At 35.3% G+C, this 21,006-nt stretch carries 12 protein-coding genes; 3 read left to right on the top strand and 9 right to left on the bottom strand.

Annotation, left to right across the window (positions count from 1 at the left end; translation table 11 throughout):
- Positions 1–6 precede the first annotated feature (6 nt).
- Positions 7–1,350 (top strand): NADP-specific glutamate dehydrogenase, encoded by a 1,344-nt coding sequence (gene gdhA, locus FGM02_RS04710; RefSeq protein ID WP_139957157.1) that lies wholly within the window; start codon positions 7–9, stop codon positions 1,348–1,350.
- Here gdhA and FGM02_RS04705 read toward each other — a convergent pair.
- Positions 1,347–2,513 (bottom strand): helix-turn-helix domain-containing protein, encoded by a 1,167-nt coding sequence (locus FGM02_RS04705; protein WP_139957156.1) that lies wholly within the window; start codon positions 2,511–2,513, stop codon positions 1,347–1,349. The genes gdhA and FGM02_RS04705 overlap by 4 nt on opposite strands.
- 216 nt (positions 2,514–2,729) lie before the next feature.
- Here FGM02_RS04705 and FGM02_RS04700 point away from each other — a divergent pair, with 216 nt between their 5' ends.
- The gene (locus FGM02_RS04700) at positions 2,730–5,270 is read left to right on the top strand and encodes a sugar-binding domain-containing protein (protein ID WP_139957155.1); all 2,541 of its coding nucleotides are present in this window, start codon (positions 2,730–2,732) and stop codon (positions 5,268–5,270) included.
- 118 nt (positions 5,271–5,388) lie between these two features.
- On the opposite strand, the gene bglX is transcribed toward FGM02_RS04700, so the two are convergent.
- The 7 genes from bglX to FGM02_RS04665 all read right to left on the bottom strand — a co-directional run bounded on the left by bglX (position 5,389) and on the right by FGM02_RS04665 (position 17,636).
- Entirely contained in the window at positions 5,389–7,677 is a 2,289-nt protein-coding gene (gene bglX / locus FGM02_RS04695; protein WP_139957154.1) for a beta-glucosidase BglX, read from the bottom strand.
- Between the two features lie 5 nt (positions 7,678–7,682).
- Complete coding sequence (locus FGM02_RS18410; RefSeq protein WP_139957153.1) at positions 7,683–8,822, bottom strand: glycoside hydrolase family 16 protein; 1,140 nt, start codon at positions 8,820–8,822, stop codon at positions 7,683–7,685.
- Between the two features lie 158 nt (positions 8,823–8,980).
- The gene (locus FGM02_RS04685; protein WP_139957152.1) at positions 8,981–10,087 is read right to left on the bottom strand and encodes a glycoside hydrolase family 16 protein; all 1,107 of its coding nucleotides are present in this window, start codon (positions 10,085–10,087) and stop codon (positions 8,981–8,983) included.
- A gap of 51 nt (positions 10,088–10,138) precedes the next feature.
- A complete protein-coding gene (locus FGM02_RS04680) occupies positions 10,139–11,032 on the bottom strand; it encodes a glucan endo-1,3-beta-D-glucosidase (protein WP_139957151.1) in 894 nt (297 codons plus the stop codon).
- A 10-nt stretch (positions 11,033–11,042) separates the two neighbouring features.
- Complete coding sequence (locus FGM02_RS04675; RefSeq protein ID WP_139957150.1) at positions 11,043–13,067, bottom strand: hypothetical protein; 2,025 nt, start codon at positions 13,065–13,067, stop codon at positions 11,043–11,045.
- 27 nt (positions 13,068–13,094) lie between these two features.
- A complete protein-coding gene (locus tag FGM02_RS04670) occupies positions 13,095–14,570 on the bottom strand; it encodes a RagB/SusD family nutrient uptake outer membrane protein (protein ID WP_139957149.1) in 1,476 nt (491 codons plus the stop codon).
- A 12-nt stretch (positions 14,571–14,582) separates the two neighbouring features.
- Positions 14,583–17,636 (bottom strand): SusC/RagA family TonB-linked outer membrane protein, encoded by a 3,054-nt coding sequence (locus FGM02_RS04665; RefSeq protein ID WP_139957148.1) that lies wholly within the window; start codon positions 17,634–17,636, stop codon positions 14,583–14,585.
- An 869-nt stretch (positions 17,637–18,505) separates the two neighbouring features.
- On the opposite strand from FGM02_RS04665, the gene FGM02_RS04660 reads away from it, so the two are divergent.
- Positions 18,506–19,390: a glycoside hydrolase family 17 protein gene (locus FGM02_RS04660; protein ID WP_139957147.1), complete on the top strand. Its 885-nt coding sequence runs from the start codon at positions 18,506–18,508 to the stop codon at positions 19,388–19,390.
- A 175-nt stretch (positions 19,391–19,565) separates the two neighbouring features.
- On the opposite strand, the gene FGM02_RS04655 is transcribed toward FGM02_RS04660, so the two are convergent.
- Positions 19,566–20,996 carry an MFS transporter gene (locus FGM02_RS04655; protein WP_139957146.1) on the bottom strand — a complete coding sequence of 477 codons (1,431 nt, stop codon included), beginning with the start codon at positions 20,994–20,996 and terminating at the stop codon, positions 19,566–19,568.
- Positions 20,997–21,006 lie beyond the last annotated feature (10 nt).

Below are 21,006 nucleotides of genomic sequence, written 5' to 3'. Positions count from 1 at the left end.
TACGATATGAAAAAAATTATCCAAGATTTTATGAATCAGGTAAAGAGCAGAAATCCTCATGAACCTGAATTTTTACAAGCGGTACAAGAAGTAGCAGATACGGTAATTCCTTATATTAAAAGTCAAAGCATTTATAGGGGACAGCATATTTTAATGAGAATGGTTGAGCCAGAACGAGTGATTATGTTTCGTGTTTCATGGGTTGATGATAAAGGAATTATACACGTAAATAGAGGCTACCGTATTCAAATGAATTCTGCTATTGGACCCTATAAAGGAGGCTTGCGTTTTCATAGTTCTGTGAATTTGAGCATCCTAAAGTTTTTGGCTTTTGAGCAGGTTTTTAAAAACTCATTAACTACGCTTCCTATGGGTGGTGGTAAAGGGGGCTCTGATTTCGATCCGAAAGGAAAATCAGACGATGAAATTATGCGTTTTTGTCATGCTTTTATGAGTGAATTGTTCCGTCATATTGGTCCGAATACAGATATTCCAGCAGGAGATATTGGTGTTGGTGCTAGAGAAATTGGGTTTTTATTTGGGATGTATAAAAAACTTCGAAATGAATTTACTGGGGTACTAACAGGAAAAGGAATAAGCTGGGGTGGTTCTTTAATTAGACCAGAGGCGACAGGTTATGGAAATGTCTATTTTGCTCAAAATATGTTGAAAGGAATCAATGATTCTTTTGAAGGAAAAATAGTAACGGTATCAGGTTCAGGAAATGTAGCACAGTTTGCGGCAGAAAAAGCGGTACAATTAGGGGCTAAAGTAGTAAGTCTTTCTGATTCTTCAGGAACTGTTTACGATGCAGAAGGGATAGATGCAGAAAAATTAGCGCATGTAATGGAATTGAAAAATGTGAAAAGAGCGCGTATTTCTGAATATTTAAATAAATATCCTAAAGCTCAGTTTTTCAAAGGTGAAAACCCTTGGAGCATTAAATGTGATATTGCACTTCCATGTGCCACGCAAAATGAATTAAATGGTGAGGATGCTAAAAAGTTACTTTCCAATGGATGTGTTTGTGTAAGTGAAGGGGCAAATATGCCTTCTACTCCAGAAGCCATTTACGAATTTCATAAAGCTAAAATTTTGTTTGCTCCTGGGAAAGCTTCCAATGCAGGTGGAGTGGCAACGTCTGGTTTAGAAATGACACAGAATTCTTTGCGTTTTAATTGGTCTAGAAAAGAAGTAGATCATAAATTGCAAGAAATTATGGAAGATATTCACGATGCTTGTATCAAATATGGTACGGATGATAATGGTTATGTGGATTATGTAAAAGGGGCAAATATTGCCGGTTTTGTAAAAGTTGCAGATGCGATGTTAGCACAAGGTGTTATTTAATCTAAAATTTCTAATTGTACCAGTTTGCAATTCATATCAGTACGTTGTATGCCGTGTACTTCAAATAAAGCATTAAAATGAGACGTTTTAGTAGGTAGGTTTTTGTAGAAGTTTTCAAGCCAATTTCTATCGGTGAAATTTCTTACCGTTGCCAGTACGCCAATATCATGATTGGAAACAAAAAATAAAGCTTCTTTGTTGTTGCTTGTTTTTTCAAAAGAAACCAAAGCGTATTCCGTTTTATTTGACTGATTAAAAGTGGTGGTGTAATTTTTTATACCACCACTTTCTATATAAGAAAAGCCGTCTTTGTTTATTTTAAATTTTTTGCTGTTTTTCAGAAATATAGATTTGCTTTCTTTCATGGTTTTAAACTGTCCTACATAAAGAATATTTTTCTCTCTGCTTTCTTCGTATTTAAAATCACTGTCCGTTTTTAAAAGAAAATCACTTCGGTTATCATAAAACCAAGCGGTCAATGTTTGGATTGTAAATGGAGCCATTTTGGTAAACAAGGTAAAGTCGGCTATTTCAAAATGTGCTTCATTATGCTTGTTTGCATAGACTATAAATTCATTCTGATTGTTTATTTCATTTGAGATACTAAAATTATTTTGGTCTTTGTTCATCGTCACAAAATGATCAGCAACGAGGCATAGATTTTTTTCTTTTCCAGAGAAAAAAGCATTCCAACAATAATTGTTTTTCGGGAATAAATGAGTGTAAAAAAAAGCAAAGCTAGCAAGCAGAAATAAAATAATTGCCCAAAAGTAGAGCTGTTTTAAAGGGATTTCGATACTTTTTTTCGAAGCTTTTTTTGAGGCATCATAATTTTTAATGTCTGAAAAACTAAGGTTGTATTGCCCTTTTTTTATTTCAAAAACAAGGGTCGTGTGTTTTGATTCTAAGGCGTAGTATTTTTCAAGTTTTTTACGAAGCTTATACATGTACACTCTAACAGAACCATCGTTTTTTTCAAGGGAGTAAGAGTCGGGAAATACATCAAGACCAATCACATGTTCTTTAATTTTATTCCCTTTTATTGCTTGTTCTACAAGATAGCTTAACAACCGTGTATTTTGAGGAGAATTTACAAATAAGGCATGTTTACAAATTTTTTGCAATGCCTCATTTATTTCGGTCTGTGTCGGTTTTTTAGCCATTGTTACAAAAATAGTCAAAATTGCTCTACTTTGAGTTGAATCTTTATAAACCTAGGTTTTATAAGGGGTTTTGCGCAGTGTTTTAACGGTTAACACCACCGTTGCCAAAACAGTAATCTTGATTTTTTCTATGGTTTCACCTTTTTGTTTAAGTATACTTGTTGCACGGTACTCCGTAAAACTAAATGTATATCAACCAAAATTCGTTTTCAAAATATGAAAAAAATAGCCTTATTAATATGCTTAATTCTGAGTTTGTATTCTTGCTCTGAACCAGAAAAAACAGGACGGACAGTAGAAGATTTTAATGCCAATTGGAAGTTTAATTTAGGAGATTTCTCAAATGCAGAACAGTTAAGCTTCAATGATGACAATTGGAAGCTTGTAAAAGTGCCACACGATTGGAGTATTGAGGAAGGTTATCAAAAAGAAAATACAGCGGCCAGTACGGGGTTTGTTCCTGGTGGAATGGGTTGGTACAGAAAAGATTTTAATTTAGATGAATCGGACAAAGGAAAGCATATTTCTATAGCTTTTGACGGAGTCTATAACAATTCTACCGTTTGGGTTAATGGACATTTATTAGGAACTCGACCAAATGGTTACAGTTCCTTTTCTTATGATTTATCTCCCTACTTGCATTATGGAAAAGAGGAAAATACCATTGCCGTTAAAGTAGATCATACAGCTTATGTAGATTCAAGATGGTATACCGGTTCTGGAATTTATAGAAAGGTACAACTCATTAAAAAAGCTCCTTTACATATCAAACAATGGGGAGTGCAAATAACTACTCCTGTTGTAAAAACAGGCTTGGCTGAAATACATATAGCAACGCAAGTAAATTTTCCAAGCAATGCTAAAAATGAAATTTCTATCGTATACGAAGTTTTTAATCAGCAAAATGAATCTGTGGCAAGCAAGGAAGTAAAAACCCAAGCAACAGATAATAATGTACAGATGGAATTGGCCAATCCTATATTTTGGTCTTTGGAAAAGCCACATTTGTATACACTTCAAGTAGCAATAAAACAGAACGGAAAACTTTTAGACAATACATCTGAAAAATTTGGAGTACGAACCATTAATTTTGATTCAAATACAGGTTTTTCATTGAATGGGAATCGCGTAAAAATAAAAGGTGTCAACTTACATCATGATGCAGGTGCTGTTGGTGCTGCTGTTCCAAAAGCAATTTGGGAGTACAGAATCAATCAATTAAAATCTATTGGTGTCAATGCAATACGTCTTTCACACAATCCGCATTCTATTGAATTGTTAGAAGTTTGTGATGAAAAAGGAATGCTGGTGATGGATGAAGCTTTTGACGAATGGCATGTGCCGAAAGGAAAAAGTTTGGTGTATTTAGGTGACAATGCAGCTCCTAAAGAAGCGGCAAAAGCCTATCCAGAACACTTTAAAGTATGGGCAGAAAGAGATTTGAAAGATTTAATAAAACGCGATTTTAATCATCCTTCGGTAGTTATGTGGAGTATCGGAAATGAGATTGAATGGACCTTTGGCGATTATTCGAAAACATATGCGGCTGTGAATGGAAAAAATAAAGCCGATGGATATCATCGAACGCCAAGTTATGATTCTATAAAAATCAAAAAAGCATTTGATAAAATAACCAAGGGAGTAGATCCTTTAGCAGCTACTGCAAAAAAATTAGTGGCATGGGTAAAAGAAATAGATACAAGTAGACCCGTTACATGTGGTAGTGTGCAGCCTTCTATAGGAATGGTAAGTGGCTACGGACAAGCAGTGGATGTATTTGGGTTTAATTATAGAGCGGCTGATTATGATGCGGCACATAAAAGATATCCGAACTTAAAAATAATTGGTTCAGAAAATTGGTGTGCTTATTCTGAGTGGAAGAATGTTGTAGATAGAGATTTTGTATCGGGTATTTTTCTTTGGACAGGATTTGCGTATATGGGTGAAGCTGGTCCTTGGCCACGTAAAGGTTTGAATATTTCGTTGTTTGATTATGCAGGATTTAAAAATCCGAGAGGGCACTTTTTTGAATGCTTGTGGAAAAATGATCCTAAAGTATATGCAGTAACTACGCCGGCTTCAGAATCTGAGTTTTCTTTTGATAAAAAAGAAGGATGGAAATTTGATATACAGTATACGGCACCTCCAGTATGGAAAATGCTAAGAAAATGGGAGTGGTACAAAGTGTACGAAAAGTGGAGCTATAAGGAAAAGGAACAAATTGTTGTGCAAACTTATACAAACTGCGAAGAGGCAGAATTGTTTTTGAATGGAAAATCACTAGGAAAACAAAAACGTTCAGCTTATAGTGAAGATGATAATATTATCAAATGGATGGTTCCTTTTGCAAAAGGGGAATTAAAAGTGATAGGATATAATCATGGGCAAAAAGCAGATGAATTTGTTTTAAACACGCCCGGTAAATTCTCTAAAATTATTTTAGAATCAAATAAGGTTGCGTTAAATGCTGATGGCTATGATGTAGCCGTGCTAACTGCCAAGTTGGTAGATGAAGCCAATAACTTAATCACCGATGCAGATGTGGAAATAGAATTTTATATGACGGGTGCTGTAAAAAATATTGGTATTGATAATGGTTGGGAAAAGAACGTACAAAATCACCAATCAAATAAAATTGTAACTCACAAAGGAAAGGCCATTATTTTACTGCAATCAACAAGTAAAAAAGAAAACGCAAGTGTTGAGGTTCGTGTTGGAACTATAAAATCCAATTTAGTGAATTTAGCTGTTGAATAAAGTAATTAAAATTCAGAAATATATCCTTCGAAAACGATAAATTTCTAGTTGTACTAAAATACAAATAGCCGCTAAACTGTGAAAAGCTTAGCGGCTATTTATTAAAAGTATTTTGTAACTAATTACTATAACTAAATGTGTCTTCTAAAACCGTTTTTGAGCTACCTCCAATAAAGATTTTAAAGTCACCGGGTTCTGATTCCCATTTGTTGTTCACAGTATAAAATTCAATTATTTTTTTATCAATTGTAAATGAAATTTCTTTTGATTCACCAGGTTCTAGCGCTACCATTTCAAATCCTTTTAACTCTTTTACAGGCCTTGTAATACTGGCAAATAAGTCTTGGATATAAAATTGAACAACTTCTTTACCGGCCACTTTACCTGTATTGGTTAAGCTAATGCTTGCCGTAAATTCAGTGTCCTTATTGAATTTATGAGAACTTAGTTTTAAATTTTCGTATTTGAAAGTAGTATAGCTCAATCCATATCCAAATTCATACAAAGGCTCATTGCTTTCGTCAATATAATGCGACCAAAAAACTTGATTTGGAGCGGGTATTGTGGGTCTTCCTGTGTTTTTGTAATTGTAGTAAATTGGAATTTGCCCTACGCTTTTCGGAAAAGTCATTGGTAATTTCCCACTAGGGTTGTAATCTCCATATAAAACTTGAGCTATGGCATGTCCACTTTGTGTTCCAAGCTGCCAGGCTTCAACTATGGCAGGAATGTTTTTGTCAGCCCAATTAATTGTTAAGGGGCGTCCGTTCATTAAAACCAATACAATGTTTTTATTTACTTGATAAACAGCTTCTAATAGTTCTTGCTGTAATCCAGGTAGGTTTAAGGAAGTTCTACTTCTACCTTCTCCAGATTGGAAACCATGTTCCCCTAAAACAAGAACTACAACATCATTCTTTTTGGCAATACTTACGGCTTCTTTTATACCGGTTCTATCCGTTGTGTTGATTTGGGTTTCCGTCACAAATTCTGGTTTTCCTTCAGTAAGTGTTACTCCCTTATGATAAGTTACTTTGTTGTCTGTATATTTTTGCAAACCTTCCAATACAGAAATAGCCGTATTGTCTTCAGCTGCCAAACGCCAACTTCCTAACGGACTCGTTTTGTCGGCTGCCAATGGGCCAATTAAAGCAATTTTAGCACCTTTCTTTTTAAGCGGTAAAAGATTGTTTTCGTTTTTTAATAGTACGATAGATTTTTTTGCAACATCTAAAACAGCTTCCTTATTTTTTTTGCTTCCAATGGTTTTTTCTCTTTCGGTGTCGCAATATTTATAAGGGTCATCAAACAAGCCCAATTCAAATTTTACCTTTAGAATTCTCCCTGCTGCATCGTCAATTAGTTTTTCGTCAACTTTACCTTCTTTGACTAATTCGGCCAAATAATTTACATATACATAAGATTCCATATCCATATCAGACCCCGCATTGATCGCTATTTCGGCAGCATGTTTGTCGTTTTCTGCATATCCATGGTCTGTCATTTCAATTATCGATTCCCAGTCAGAAATAACAAAACCTTCAAAGCCCCATTTGTTTTTTAGGATGTCTCTTTGTAAAAACTTATTACCAGTTGCTGGTATGCCGTTCAATTCATTAAAAGAATTCATAAAAGTTCTTACTCCTGCTTTAGTAGCAGCAATAAAAGGAGGGAAGACGGTATTGTATAAAGTAGAAGTTCCGATGTCTACCGTATTGTATTCTCTACCCGATTCTGCAAATCCATAACCCGCAAAATGTTTTGCGCAGGCAATAATTGTGTTGACAGCACTTAAATCTTCACCCTGAAAACCTTTAACACGGGCTTCAGCAATTAAACTTCCTAAATAAGGATCTTCACCAGCCCCCTCCATAACGCGTCCCCATCGAGCATCTCTAGAAATATCAACCATAGGAGCAAAAGTCCAGTTGATACCGGCTGCTGCTGCTTCCTCGGCTGCTATTTCAGATGATTTTTTAATGGCAGCTAAATCCCAGCTTGCTGCTTCTGCTAAAGGAATTGGACTTAAAGTTTGGTACCCATGGATTACATCAAAACCAATAAGTAATGGAATTCCGAGTCTTGTTTTTTCAACAGCAATTTTCTGAACTGCTTTTACGTTTTCTACACCTCTTACATTTAACATAGATCCTACCAATCCCGATTCAAGGTGCTCGTATTTTTTGGAGGCATTTCCTTGTTTTGGAGAAGGTCCTGTGGCATCCCAAAAACCATTGTATTGGTTCATTTGACCTATTTTTTCGTCTAAAGTCATTAAGGCCAATAAAGAGTCTACTTTCTTGTCTAAATCAGCGTTTGTTTTAGTAGTAATCGAAGGGTTTTTACACCCTACGACCAGTACTAAACTACTAACTAAACAAAATTTCATGATATTTTTTAATTTCATAAGGTCTATTGTTTATATACTCTAACATAGTCAATTTCCATGGCATCTTCTGTAAAAGATGCTGTTATACTAGGTTGAATAGCTATATTTAATAATAAATATTGTTCTGCATCATAGGGCCATGTATTTGCGTTTTTTAGTTCTGGGTTGTAGGTATAATGAACGTTGCCATCAACACTAAAAATCATTCTTTCCGAGTTCCAGTCTAATTCATAAATATGAAATTCACTTGAGGCTGTAGCAATTGTTTGTCCTCCATGATTAATTGTTGCTCCAGAGCTAGAAGGCGTATGCATGGCACTTTGTACAAAATTTTGATTACTTCCCCAGTGCTCCATGATGTCTATTTCTCCGCAGGCAGGCCAACCTGTAGTCCCAAAGTCGTTTGCCCAATATCCTCCAGATTCTGTAATGTTCTTTCCTAAAGTCCATATTGCTGGCCAAGTACCGTTACCTGTTGGTAATTTTGCTCGAATTTTGACTTTTCCGTATTTGAATGCGAATTTAGAGTTTAATCTTGCTGATGTATATTGTTTGGTATGTCCTTGATCGGTAAATGTTTCTTTTTTTGCTACGATGTTTAAGATGCCATTGGTAACATTTGTGTTCTCTATACGATTTGTATAATGCTGTATTTCTCCGTTATACCAGCTTCCTCCTGCGGGAATTTTTGTTTGGTGAAACCATTTTGTAGCATCTACAGCTCCATCAGTGTCAAATTCATCGGACCAAACTAAACCTGTTTCTTCTGGCCCTGCTTCACCTTCTTTTAAAACAGTAATTTTTCTGAATTGACTAATTGCATTTCCAGTTTCAGAGTATGCAAAAACGGTTACGATATAACTGTTGCTGCCTTCAGTTGTGTATTCATGTTCAGCAATTCCTGTTGTGTTTTCAATACTTGTATTATTTTCAAATTGAATTTTATAAGCGCTTGCATTTGTTGCAGTTGCTATAACTTTAATTTGACCTGAGCCATTGCCATTGGGTTGCCCCGTATGTTGTCCTACAATGTCAATCGCGATTATTAGGTTTGAAGGAATTATGTCCGGAGCTGTTACCTCAATTTCTTCATTGGAAGAACAGGCTATTGAAGCTACGAAAATGAAGAATAATAAAAAGGTGTATTTATTGACGGATCTCATGTTTGAATTTTTTAAATAAAATAGGCGTTTTTTATAACCGCCCCTTAGGTAATTTTATTATTTCCCATAAAGGTTATGTTGTTTGGAGAAATAGAAATGGTTTTACACCCAACGATTAATACTAAATTACTAACAAATAAAAATGTGAATATGTTTGTTTATTTGTAAACTCTAACATAATCAATTTCCATAACACTCTCTGAAAAGCTACTATTAATTGTTCCTCCTAAGTTTCCGCCCATAGCGATATTTAAAAGTAAAAATTGATTACGATAAAAAGGCCAAGTATGATCATTATAGGTATCTGGGTGGTATGTAAAATGTGCTACTTCGTCCACTTTGAAAATAATTTTTTCAGGGGTCCATTCAATTCCATATACATGGAATTCAGAAGTTACATCCTCTTTATATTGCTCATCACCATAATATCCACCTGCAAATCCAGATTGATTGTGGATGGCACTAGAAATATGTCCTTCTCTATTGCCAACATGTTCCATAATGTCTATTTCGCCACACAAAGGCCATCCAGCTGAGGTGATGTTGTCTCCTAACATCCATATAGCAGGCCAAGTTCCACTTCCTTTAGGAAGTTTTGCACGAACTTTTACTTCTCCATAGGTAAAACTATATTTTCCTTGTGTTTTCATTCTTGTAGAGGTGAAATTGTAACCTTGGTAATTTTCCCTTTTAGCGATTATTTTTAAAATCCCATTGTCTACAATCGCGTTGTCATTTCTATTGGTGTAATATTGTTTTTCATTATTTCCCCAGCCATTAGCTCCATTGCCTATTTCGAAAACCCATTTGCTACTGTCCGGAGTACCATCGGTATCAAATTCATCGGACCAAACTAAACCTGTTTCTTCTGGCCCTGCTTCATCTTCTTTTAAAACAGTAATTTTTCTGAATTGACTAATAGCATTTCCAGTTTCAGAATATGCAAAAACGGTTACGATATAACTGTTAATACCTTCGTTTAAATACTCGTGTTCAGCAATTCCTGTTGTGTTTTCAATACTTATATTATTTTCAAATTGAATTTTATAAGCGCTTGCATTTGTTGCAGATGCGGTAACTTTAATTTGACCTGTGCCATTGCCATTGGGTTGCCCAGTATGTTGTCCTACAATGTCAATCGCGATTATTAGGTTTGAAGGAATTATGTCAGGAGCTGTTACCTCAATTTCTTCATTGGAAGAACAGGCTATAGCGGTAGTTATAATGAATAGGAGTGCTAGTGTGTGTGTTCGAAAATATTTCATACGATTTTTTTTAAGAGGCGATTTTAGAACCGCCTCTTTATGTGAATTTATTTATTCAGCTACTAGTGTAAACCACCAGTCGAATTGACTAGCCGCATCTGTTGTTCTTAAAACAATTTCATTACTTGTTCTACTTTCAATCTTGTATTGGTGAGATCCACCTGTATAATAACCGATAAAAGCCAAACCAGTTAAGCTAATTGTTTCAGTTCCTCCTGGTGCAGATAAGCTCATTTTTTCAGAGTAATCAGCATAAGGATAGTTTTCAATATCATCTCCATTTGGAGCTTCAGAAGTTGGTCCTAAATCTGCAACCATTGGAGTATGTCTGCCAAAAACAGTTCCGTCGGCACCCACTAAATGTGTAAAAGTTCCATCGCTATTAAATACATAGCGATCATCGTACATACCTGTATCAACTTTATCGTTAGGTCCGGCACCATACCATTCAGGTCCGGCATTTCCTCCAACAGGGCCTAGTCCAAAGTGTTTGTTGCCTTCAGCTTTAACTCTCCATGTTTTTGTTCCAGTACCATATAAAGTTTCTAATAATTCAGCAGGTGGCTCGTATAAAACCAATACCTCACTTTGTATAGCTGAACTCGAAATAACTCCACCTGTTCCAATAACTTGAACGATTACATTGTAGATATGTGTTCCTGTATTGCTAAACGTATACGTATGCGTTCCGGAAGGAGCAATTGTTTCGCTACCATTGAATATAAATTTATAACTTATTGCGTTATCAGCATTTGCAGTGTAGCTAACTTCACCGGTTCCGTCTCCATAGGGTAAACTTGTGGTTGCACCTTTGATTTCAGAATCTATTTGAATATTTGATGGAGCGATAATCGCGCCAAATTCGTAAGTTTCCTCTTCGCAACTAGTTAGTACGAATATACTAACTAAAAGCATTGTTTGAAATATGAATTTAATGTTTTTCATGATGTAAGTCTTAAAGTTTCGTTATGTCGTCAATGTAAATCGTGTAATTGTCTGATCCATCACCTGCCGCACCATTGTCCATAATCAATACTAAATTGGTAAAGTCAATGCTAGTGTCGATAGTTGGGAATGTAAAAGTTAATTCTTCCCATTCATCAGCTTTTGTTGTTGTAGCTGTAATTTCAGCGGTAGCTGTTGTGTTTGGCCATCCAATTGCATCTTCAAACTTCATTAATAGGTTAAGTCCACTTCTAGGTGACCAAACTTTTAATTTAATGGTTGTACTTTCAGTTAAAATGTAAGGTTCTGAAACGGTAATTTTAGAACCTGCCCAAACCTGTCCAGCGTCTTTTACTAGTTTGATTATTTTTGAAGAATCGTTTCCTGTAGTTTTTGTGTTATCAATAATGGAAATTTCACCACCATCAAAACTACTTAGTGCTTGTTGAGGTTCAAAATCAAGGAAAGAGGCAATTGATATGTCATCTAAGTAAATGGTATAATTATCAGACCCATCACCAGCTGCTCCATTGTCCATAATTAAAACTAAGTTGTTAAAGTCAATAGAAGTATCGATTCCAGAAAAATTAAATGTCAAGGTTTCCCATTCATTAGCTTTTGTTGTTGTTGCTGTAATTTCTGGAGTGGCAGTAGTGTTAGGCCATCCAACGGCATCTTCAAATTTCATTAATAAGCTAAGGTCCGCTCTTGGTGACCAAACATTTAACGTAACCGTGAAATCTGTTTCTAATTGATAAACGTTTGGAACTGTAATTTTAGAACCTGCCCAAACTTGACCAGCATCTTTTACTAGTTTAGCAACTTTTGTAGAGCTATTACCATCGGTTTTAGTATTGTCAATGATTGAGATATTTCCACCATCAAAAGAACTTGTTTCGAAAGGAATTTCAAAACTCATTGGGAAGTTGATACTTCCTCCCGATGTGCTTTGACTTGCTAATTTGATATTATCTACATAAAAAGTAAAGTCTAAACTTCCATCACCCATAGTACCGTTATCAAAAATTAAGATGACTTTTTGGTATTCTTTGGATACGTCAATATCGCTATAGTCAATAGTTACTTCTTCCCAGGCACTGTTTCCTGTTAAAACAACTTCTTGCTCATACGCAATTTCTGCTTTCGCAATGTTTTCAACTTTAAAAAGCATTTTGCCACCAGCTCTTGGAGACCAAACATTCATTTTTATGAATTTCTTAGTAGAGAAATCAATAGGTTCGGATAAGGTAATTATATTACCTCCCCATGGTTGTCCTGCATTTTTAACTATTTGTCCAACTTTATCAGAATTATTGTCTTCATTTTTACTTGGATTGTCAATTACAGTCATAACTCCTCCGTCAAATCCGGCCAATACTGAAGCATCGAAAATTTCGAAATCTATTGGTAAGTTTGTTGGTGCAGAAACAGTAATTTTTTGCGTCGTTTCAATAGTTTCTGAACCACCACTAAGAGCTACAACTTTAATTGTATAGTCGCCAACAGTAGGATATTCATAGCCAATAATTGCATCTATTCCTAAAGCTGTAGGAGCCTCTTCGGTATTAGAGGTGTCAAAATAAACATGGAAAGCCGCTGCGTAATCTGCAGTTGCAGAAACGTTTAATTTAAATGGGTTTGAAGCATCAATCTCTGCTTTGATTTCTAAGTTTTCAGGTGCTCTAAAAGAAAGATTCAAAGGAATATTTGCCGTAGCTGTTAAGTCGTTTAAACCCATTGCTGTAACTGTAATCTCAAAAGAACCTTCTGCGTAAGTATGTGTCGTGCTTTCGCCCGATGCTACTGTTGCAGTTTCTGTTTTCTCATCTCCAAAACCAATTTCAAAAGAATTGGCATTGTTTCCTGTTGGTGTAATTGTGACCATTCCAGAATTGTCTTGAGTAACTGTTAACAAGGCACTAATTTCTGAAGGTGCTGGAATATTTTCTGCCGAAGCAAAAGAAAGATCAGCAAGATCGTCAGTACAAGCAATCGTTGAAAGCAGCACTAATAAAAGTCCGTATATATAATTCATTTTTTTCATCTTGTTGAGGTTGATTGATTAATAATTAGGGTTTTGGTCCCATCTGTCTCCTGCTAATTGAATTTCAATTAATGGAATAGGGAAAACTTCATGTTTACCAGCTACAAAACCATCAATTTCTTGTGCAGCTTTTCCTGTTCGTACTAAGTCAAAAAAGCGGTGTCCTTCACCAACCAATTCTACTCTTCTTTCCGCGTAAATAGCATCCGTTAAAGCAGATCCATTCGTTGTGATGTCAAAACTAGCATCAGAAACCCCAAAAGCTCTTCTTCTAACTCTATTCAAGTAGGTTTTTGCTTTGGCATCATCTGGAGATGATTTTCTATTATTGGCTTCAGCAGCCATTAATAAAACATCCGCAAAGCGAATAGCTCTATAATTATTAGGGTTTGTTAAGTTTTGATCTCCAATGTTTTTGTCACCTTTTCTTGTAATGTATTTTCTGTTGAAATACCCAGTGTGCTCATATCCCTCGCCAGAAGTAGAGTTGTTGGCTGTATTCCAAGCTTCGATATCTAAAATAGCAACATCTTTTCTCAAATCTCCTGCTTCAAAAGCGTCTACGGCTTCTTGTGTAGGAACATTAAAACTAAATCCAGAATCAAATATAGGTCCATCATAAGCACGTATACCGCTAAATCCTACCGCGATATTTCCAGAACTACATTGTTTGCAGTCAAAGTCTGCACCCGCCACATCAGAATATTGTACTTCAAAAACAGATTCAATTCCGTTTTCGCCATCGTGTTCAAAAATAGTATTGTAATCTGCAACCAAATCATAAGGGCCTGCAATGGCAGCTTCTAAAACTGTTGCCGCTTCATCAAATTTATTTTGGTATAAATACACTTTTCCAAGCAAGGATTGTGCGGCACCTTTGGTTACTTTGTAAGCTAAGTCTTGTACTGAAGGTAAATTTTCAGCTGCGTAAATTAAATCCAATTCAATTTGCGCATAAACATCAGCTTTTGGCGTTCTGTCTATTGTAAATTGATCTCCGAATTGGATGCGTTTGTCTACAGATAATGGAACATCTCCAAACCATTTTACCAATTCAAAGTAGTAATAAGCTCTTAAGAATTTTGTTTGCCCTAAGATGTTTTCTTTTCCTGTAAAATCTGTTTTATCTTGAAATTCTAAAATATAGTTGGCTCTGTTGGCTCCAGCATACATCCAACCCCAGATATCTCTAAGTTGTTCGTTAGATGACGTATGAATCATGTCGTCTATTTGCTGAATTCCTGGAGTGTCGTTTGCACTTTCTCCACCTGCTAGGGTATTGTCAGAGGCAATTTCACCCAGCATTACATTTAAGTAAGTAGATTGTAATAAGTCGTATGCTCCAATCAAAGCTTTTTCATAATCTTCTTCTGAATTGAAAAATTCTGCTGAGTTTGGGTCGTTTGAGGGAACATCAATAAAGCTATCGCTACATGCTGTAACAGCTGCGAATGCAATAAAGAAAGCAATTGTTTTAATTTTATATATTTTCATGATTCGCGGTTTTTAAAATTTTAAATTCATTCCTAGTAAAAAAGTCCTTGGAACAGGGTAGAAACCTTGATCAATTCCTGCTCCGATTGGATCTCCAGAGGAAGCCGAAGGATCGTAACCTTTGTAATTTGTAAATGTGTAGAGGTTGTTTACCGAAACGTAAAATCTCAATTTATTTAAGCCAGCTTTTTCTAAGATGTTTTCGTTAAGAGAATATCCTAATTGAATGTTTTGAATTCTTAAGTATGATCCATCTTCTACAAAATAATCTGAAAATAAACTATTAGGTGAAGTACCAGCCGTTACTCTTGGAATACTGTTTGAGGTACCCTCGCCGGTCCATCTTCCTAAAGAAGAATTGATTCTATTTACTTGTGGTTGTACTCTTTCGTAATTTCTAACGATATCGTTTCCAATTGAGGCGAAAGCAGAACTACTAAAGTCGAAATTTTTATAATTGAATCCGATGTTGAATCCCATTGTAAATTCGGGAATAGGATCTCCTAAGTTGACACGATCTTCTAAATCAATGGTGCCATCTTTGTTTTGATCTACAAATTTTATATCGCCAGGTGAAGTTGCAGTTGAAGTCACTGGAGAAGCATCAATTTCTGCTTGATTTTGAAAAACACCGTCCGTTTGATATCCGTAAAAGAATCCAATTGACTCACCAGCTTCCATTCTTGAAGGCGGTTCTTGACTTACACCAAAGGAACCTCCTTGCTCAAAACCATTTTCACTAGCTACAAACAACACTTCGTTTTTTAAAGCGGTAACATTATAACTTACATTAAAACTGAAGTCGTCAGATAACTGGTCGTTGTATCCAATTAAGAATTCAAGACCTTTGTTTTCTACGGTTCCTGCATTTACAACAGGCGTACCTGAACCAGGTGCCGAAGCTCCAAGGATTCCTGAAACTTGTGGACTTAATAAGAGATTTTCTGTTTTTCTAGAAAAGGCATCAAAAGTAATATTCATCTTATTGTCTAATAATCGAGCATCAAAACCTAAATTCGCTGTTTTTTGCTCTTCCCATTTGATATCTGGATTAGCCAAAGTTCCTTCTGCCAGTCCTATTAAAAGATCTTCATCCGTTACCTCGTCATTTCTTACATAAATAGCTTGTCCGCCTAAAGTAGATACATAGCCATAATCTGCAATTCTATCATTACCAATAACACCATAACTTGCTCTAAGTTTTAAAGAATTTAACCAAGAGTTTTCTTGTAAGAAATCTTCTTCGGTAATATTCCAACCTAATGAGGCTGATGGGAAGAATCCAAATCTGTTGTTAGGTCCAAATCTTGTAGATCCATCTCTACGAAGTACTCCTGAAAATAAATATTTCTGTTTGTAGTTGTATTGAACTCTTGTGAAATAAGATAATAATCTTGTGTCGAAAGTATTTGAATTTCTTGCTAATTCTTCAGAATTGTATCTGTTTGTAACAGTCCCTGCATTGTCGATACTGGCATCTGAAAAATTATTAGAAACTAAATTTCTTCCAGTCAAACCAACATATTTTCCTGTAGTTTTGAATACAGAAGTACCTAATAATACTTTTACATTATGAACATCATCAAAAGATTTTTCATAGGTAATGTAGTTGTCCCAAGTGTAATCTTCGTAGCTGTCTTTATTGTCGATAAATTCATTGGTTGAAACGTTGAAAACTTTTGAACTACCATAATTGACTTCAGGTTTAAATGTTTCAATGTCGACTGTTGAATTGTTGTATTGAAATTTTGAAGACACTGTAAAGTCTTTTAGAAAAGTATAGGTAGCCCCGAAAGTTGCACTTATTTTATTGATAACATCCGTGTCGTAGGAATTGGCCATTTGAGCAATAGGATTGATTACTTCACCGCCTAATCCTTCTGCTAAACTAAATTCACCATTTGCTTCTCTTACGGGAAGTGTTGGGCTCATGTTTAAGGCATTAAATAAAACGGATCCTAAGGCATTTTCATTTAGTTTGTTCTTATTTGAATGCGTATAAATTGCTGTTGCATTCAATTTCAAATTTTCAAGAAGGTCGTACTGAATATTTGCTCGTGCTGTCAATCTGTTGTAGTTCGATTTTCCTCCGCCTACAATTCCGTCCTGATCTAAGTAAGAAACTCCGAATGAGTATGTGGCTTTTTCTGTACCACCACTAGCGCTTAAATTTGTGCTTGAAATTGGTGCCGTTGAAAATACTTCATTTTGCCAATTAGTTCCATACCCTAAATTGCCATAGTTACTAAACAAAGGGCTGTTTCCTCCTGCAAGGGCAGCTTCATTTGTAATTAAAGCATATTCAGTAGCATTAAGAACATTGATTTTTTTACTAGTTTGTTGAAAACCTGTATAAGAGTCTAAAGAGAATTTTAATTCTGAGTTTTTACGACCTGATTTGGTGGTAATTAAAATAACACCATTGGCGGCTCTTACTCCATAAATACCTGCAGTTGCATCTTTCAATACATTCATAGTTTTGATATCATTCGGATTTATTACCGAAAGATCCTCAATAACGTTTCCGTCTACTAATATCAAAGGACTGTTATCTCCATTCGTAGAAACTCCACGAATTCTAATACTAGAAGAACTACCAGGAGAACCAGAGTCTGAAGTTACATTTACACCAGATACTTGACCTTGAAGAGCTTGTTCAATTCGTGTTGGGTTTAATTTTGTAATTGCTTCTGAGCTAATTACGGCAACAGCACCAGTAACTTCCTTTTTTCTTTGAGTACCATAACCTACAACAACTACCTCGTCTAGGGTTGCTGTGTTTTCAGATAGCGTAACGTTGATGATTTTTTGATTGGTGATGTTTACTGTTTTAGAGGTAAAACCAATATAGCTGATAGCTATTTGATCACCTTTGTTTACTGATAGTTGATAGTTTCCATCAAAATCAGTTGTTGTTCCTGCGTTTTTTCCAACAATAAGAACGTTTGCTCCGACAATTGGCAGATTATCCTCTGAAGAAATTACTGTTCCTGAAATTTGTAATTGCTGCGAATACATGGCTGTAAATGAGCATAAAAACAAAAAGAGTACAAGTTTAGTTTTCATTAGTTTTTGGTTTAAGTTTTGATTAGGAATTTTGCTATTTCCAATCGTTAATTTGGTTTTACTAAAGTCTCGAGTCTTTAGTATTTAATTAGATTGAGTGAGTTTTTGAAACCTATATAAGTAGTTAATACATTGTTTTTTTCAAAATCTCAACTCTTGGTTGAATTCAATATTTAAAGTTAACGCTGTATAGTCTTTTCGGAAAATTTATGAGCTATACATAAGCTTAACATATTGTACTCGTCAAAAAAAAAGATTCTTTTAAAATATTATTTTCTCAATGCTTATAAAGCCTTGTGAGGTTTTGTAAACATTAGTTTGTTTTTTTAGTGTAAACATTACATTTATTTTTTTTAGCATATTTGTTAAGGGCTTGTATGATTTTTAAATTTGTTTTATGAGGTGAATTCTTCTTTTTAATTCCGCTTTTTTCGTCGAAATCTGCAGATGTTACTTTTCTGTACCGTCTTTTTTTGCTTTTTTGAGGTACTGATTGAAATAATAAAGGGTGTTTTGATCTTGAAAAACTTTCGAAGTAGCTATCTAAAAGTAAAGTCATAAGATAAGCGTGCTTTATAAGTATCTGTAAAACGCGACGATGGATTTATTTTACTTTGGTTTATTGAAACTTGAATGTTTTGTTTAGAACTTCAAGTTGTTGATTTTGTATTATTTGACTTAGAACCTGACTCTTTTGTTTTAGGGTGTTGTGTGTATGTAGTTCGTCTGTTAAGCAGTTGTATAGTGTCAAGATGTTTATATACAGTTAGATAGCGTTAAATTTCGGTCTTGTTGCTAGGCTAGTGTGGTATGCTTGATAGGGACAAAACACATAACCAATGTTTAATTATTATAAAAAACTTTACCATATGTCTTTACGAAAAGAAAACATGTTGTCTTTAACAGGAGCGCATTACAACGACAAATCAACGGAAGAATTACAAGAGAAATTTGCAACTGTGCTTAAAGCAGGTATGCACGGTTTGTGTTTTAGTCCTTATGAAGAAGGTCAAGAGCCAGGGGATTTAATTTCAGAAGCACAAATTAGAAGGAGAATGGAAATTATCCAGCCTTATACCAAGTGGATTCGTTCTTTTTCTTGTACCGATGGGAATGAGATGATTCCTAGGGTCGCTCATGAGTTTGGCATAAAAACGATGGTGGGTGCTTGGTTAGGTGATGATGCAGAAGTAAATAAGAAAGAAATTGCCAATCTTATAAAAGTTGCAAAAGAAGGTTATGTTGATTTAGCAGCTGTTGGTAATGAAGTATTGTATAGGGGAGATTTAGAAGAAGAAGAGCTATTAGGTTTTATTAATGAAGTTAAAAGCGCTATTCCAGAAGTTCCTGTTGGTTATGTGGATGCTTATTATGAATTTGTTGATTATCCTCGTATAACGAATGCTTGTGATGTTGTTTTTGCTAATTGTTATCCTTATTGGGAAGGTTGTAGCCTAGAGTATTCTTTGATTTATATGAAAGAAATGTATGCCAAAGCCGTAAAGGCAGCCAATGGAAAAAAAGTAATTGTATCGGAAACGGGATGGACCAATAAAGGGGAGACGCTTGGCGGTGCAATTCCTTCCTATGAAAATGCGATCAAGTACTTTTTAAATGCACAAAAATGGTCTGTTGAAGAGGACATAGAAATGTTTTATTTTTCTTCTTTTGATGAGTCTTGGAAAACGGGAGCAGAAGGTGATGTAGGTGCTTGTTGGGGACTTTGGGATAAAGACGAGAATCTTAAGTTTTAATTAAAATTATTTCCACACAAAAAATCCGCTAAAATTTAATTTAGCGGATTTTTTACATATAGTAATTTGTAAAATGAGTATTTTTTTTGAGCTAAAAACCATGATTTATATCGAAAACCTTTCGATTCTATTCAAGCACATAAAAAAGTTATCTGATTATTTCTAAAGTTTAATCTTAAAGTTCTCCTCTTCGTTCAACAAGTTGTGCTTTGATATTTTTAGCTTTCGTTTCACTTAAACTATAATTCCACATAATCCAAATAGCCAATCCGGCTGTTAATGCAGGAATCACAATATCTGCAATTCTTAAGTTGGTCATAGTTTCTATAGATTGCGTTGGGGCATCGGAAACAAAACCTACAAATTTTAATACAAAACCTTGTAATACTAAGGCAAGTGCTTGTCCCATTTTTACCATCCACCAGTAGATAGCGCCAAAAGTACCTTCTTTACGAGGCATTCCGTTTTCTAGTTCATCCAAATCACAAACATCAGCCGTCATACTCATCATTAAGGTAAACAATCCACCTAGTCCGAAAGCCATAAAAGGAATTGGCATAAACATTAACCATGGGTTTCCTGGTTCAAATCCCCACCATTTTAAGATGTATCCAACGATAGAAATTAGAGTTGAAATGATAAAGGCATTTCTTTTGCCATATTTATTTGCAATTTTAGTAATAATTGGAATCACCGCAAAAGCCGTAATTACTGCTGTTATGGTAGAGAACCAAGCAGGCCAATTTCCAGCGGCCGCAAAACTACCATCAAACATATAATATACAATAATAAAAAAGCTAAAGGATGCAACTAGTTGAAATCCGTTAAATACCAAAAAGGTAGCTCCACAAAGTCTCATAAAAGGTCGGCTTTTTGAAACTTCGACGATACTTTTGAAAAGATCGGTCATGTTAGAGCCTAAAGATTTTAAATTAATTTCTTTTCTGTTTTCCATGTTTGCAGAGTCAATTCCTCTACAGAAAATGGCGGGTAAAACTCCAAGAACCAAACAGACTATTCCTACAATAACGGAAAGGTTTCTAACACCAATAGCTTGCGATTCGAATAAATCAGGATCTGCAATTAGTACCCAAAACCAAGGCACAATCATCCAAGCTATTTGTCCAATTGTTTGTGAAAAGGCCATTAAGCGTGTACGTTCATTATAGTCAGAAGTCATTTCATAACCTAAACCAACCAATGGAGTAGCGAACATCGTATTTCCAATTAAGAAAATCATGGAGAAGATTAAAAAGTACCAGAAATTAAATGCTTGTGTATTTTCTGGATCTAGCTGCCATAGAACGGCAAATAGGATACCACTTAATATTGCACCTACAAAAATATAAGGTCGTCTCCGTCCCCATCTAGATTTCGTATTGTCTGAAATAAACCCCATTATTGGGTCGGTAATGGCATCGAATATTCTTGGAAGTCCTCCTAATAAACCTGCTAAAACAGGATCCATTCCAAAGGCGGTTAGTAAAAAGAACATAAATATTCCTAGGGCTCCTGGTAGTAAATTTAGTACTAGATGACCGGCACCGAATGCGGCTTTTTGACCAAATGGAACTTTCCCTCTTGCAGGTGTGTTTATATCTGACATACTATTATAA

Source organism: Flavicella sediminum (assembly GCF_006381105.1).
Taxonomy (GTDB): Bacteria; Bacteroidota; Bacteroidia; order Flavobacteriales; family Flavobacteriaceae; genus Flavicella; species Flavicella sediminum.
Note: the sequence above shows the minus strand (reverse complement) of the source record. Positions and strands in the feature narration are given on the sequence as shown.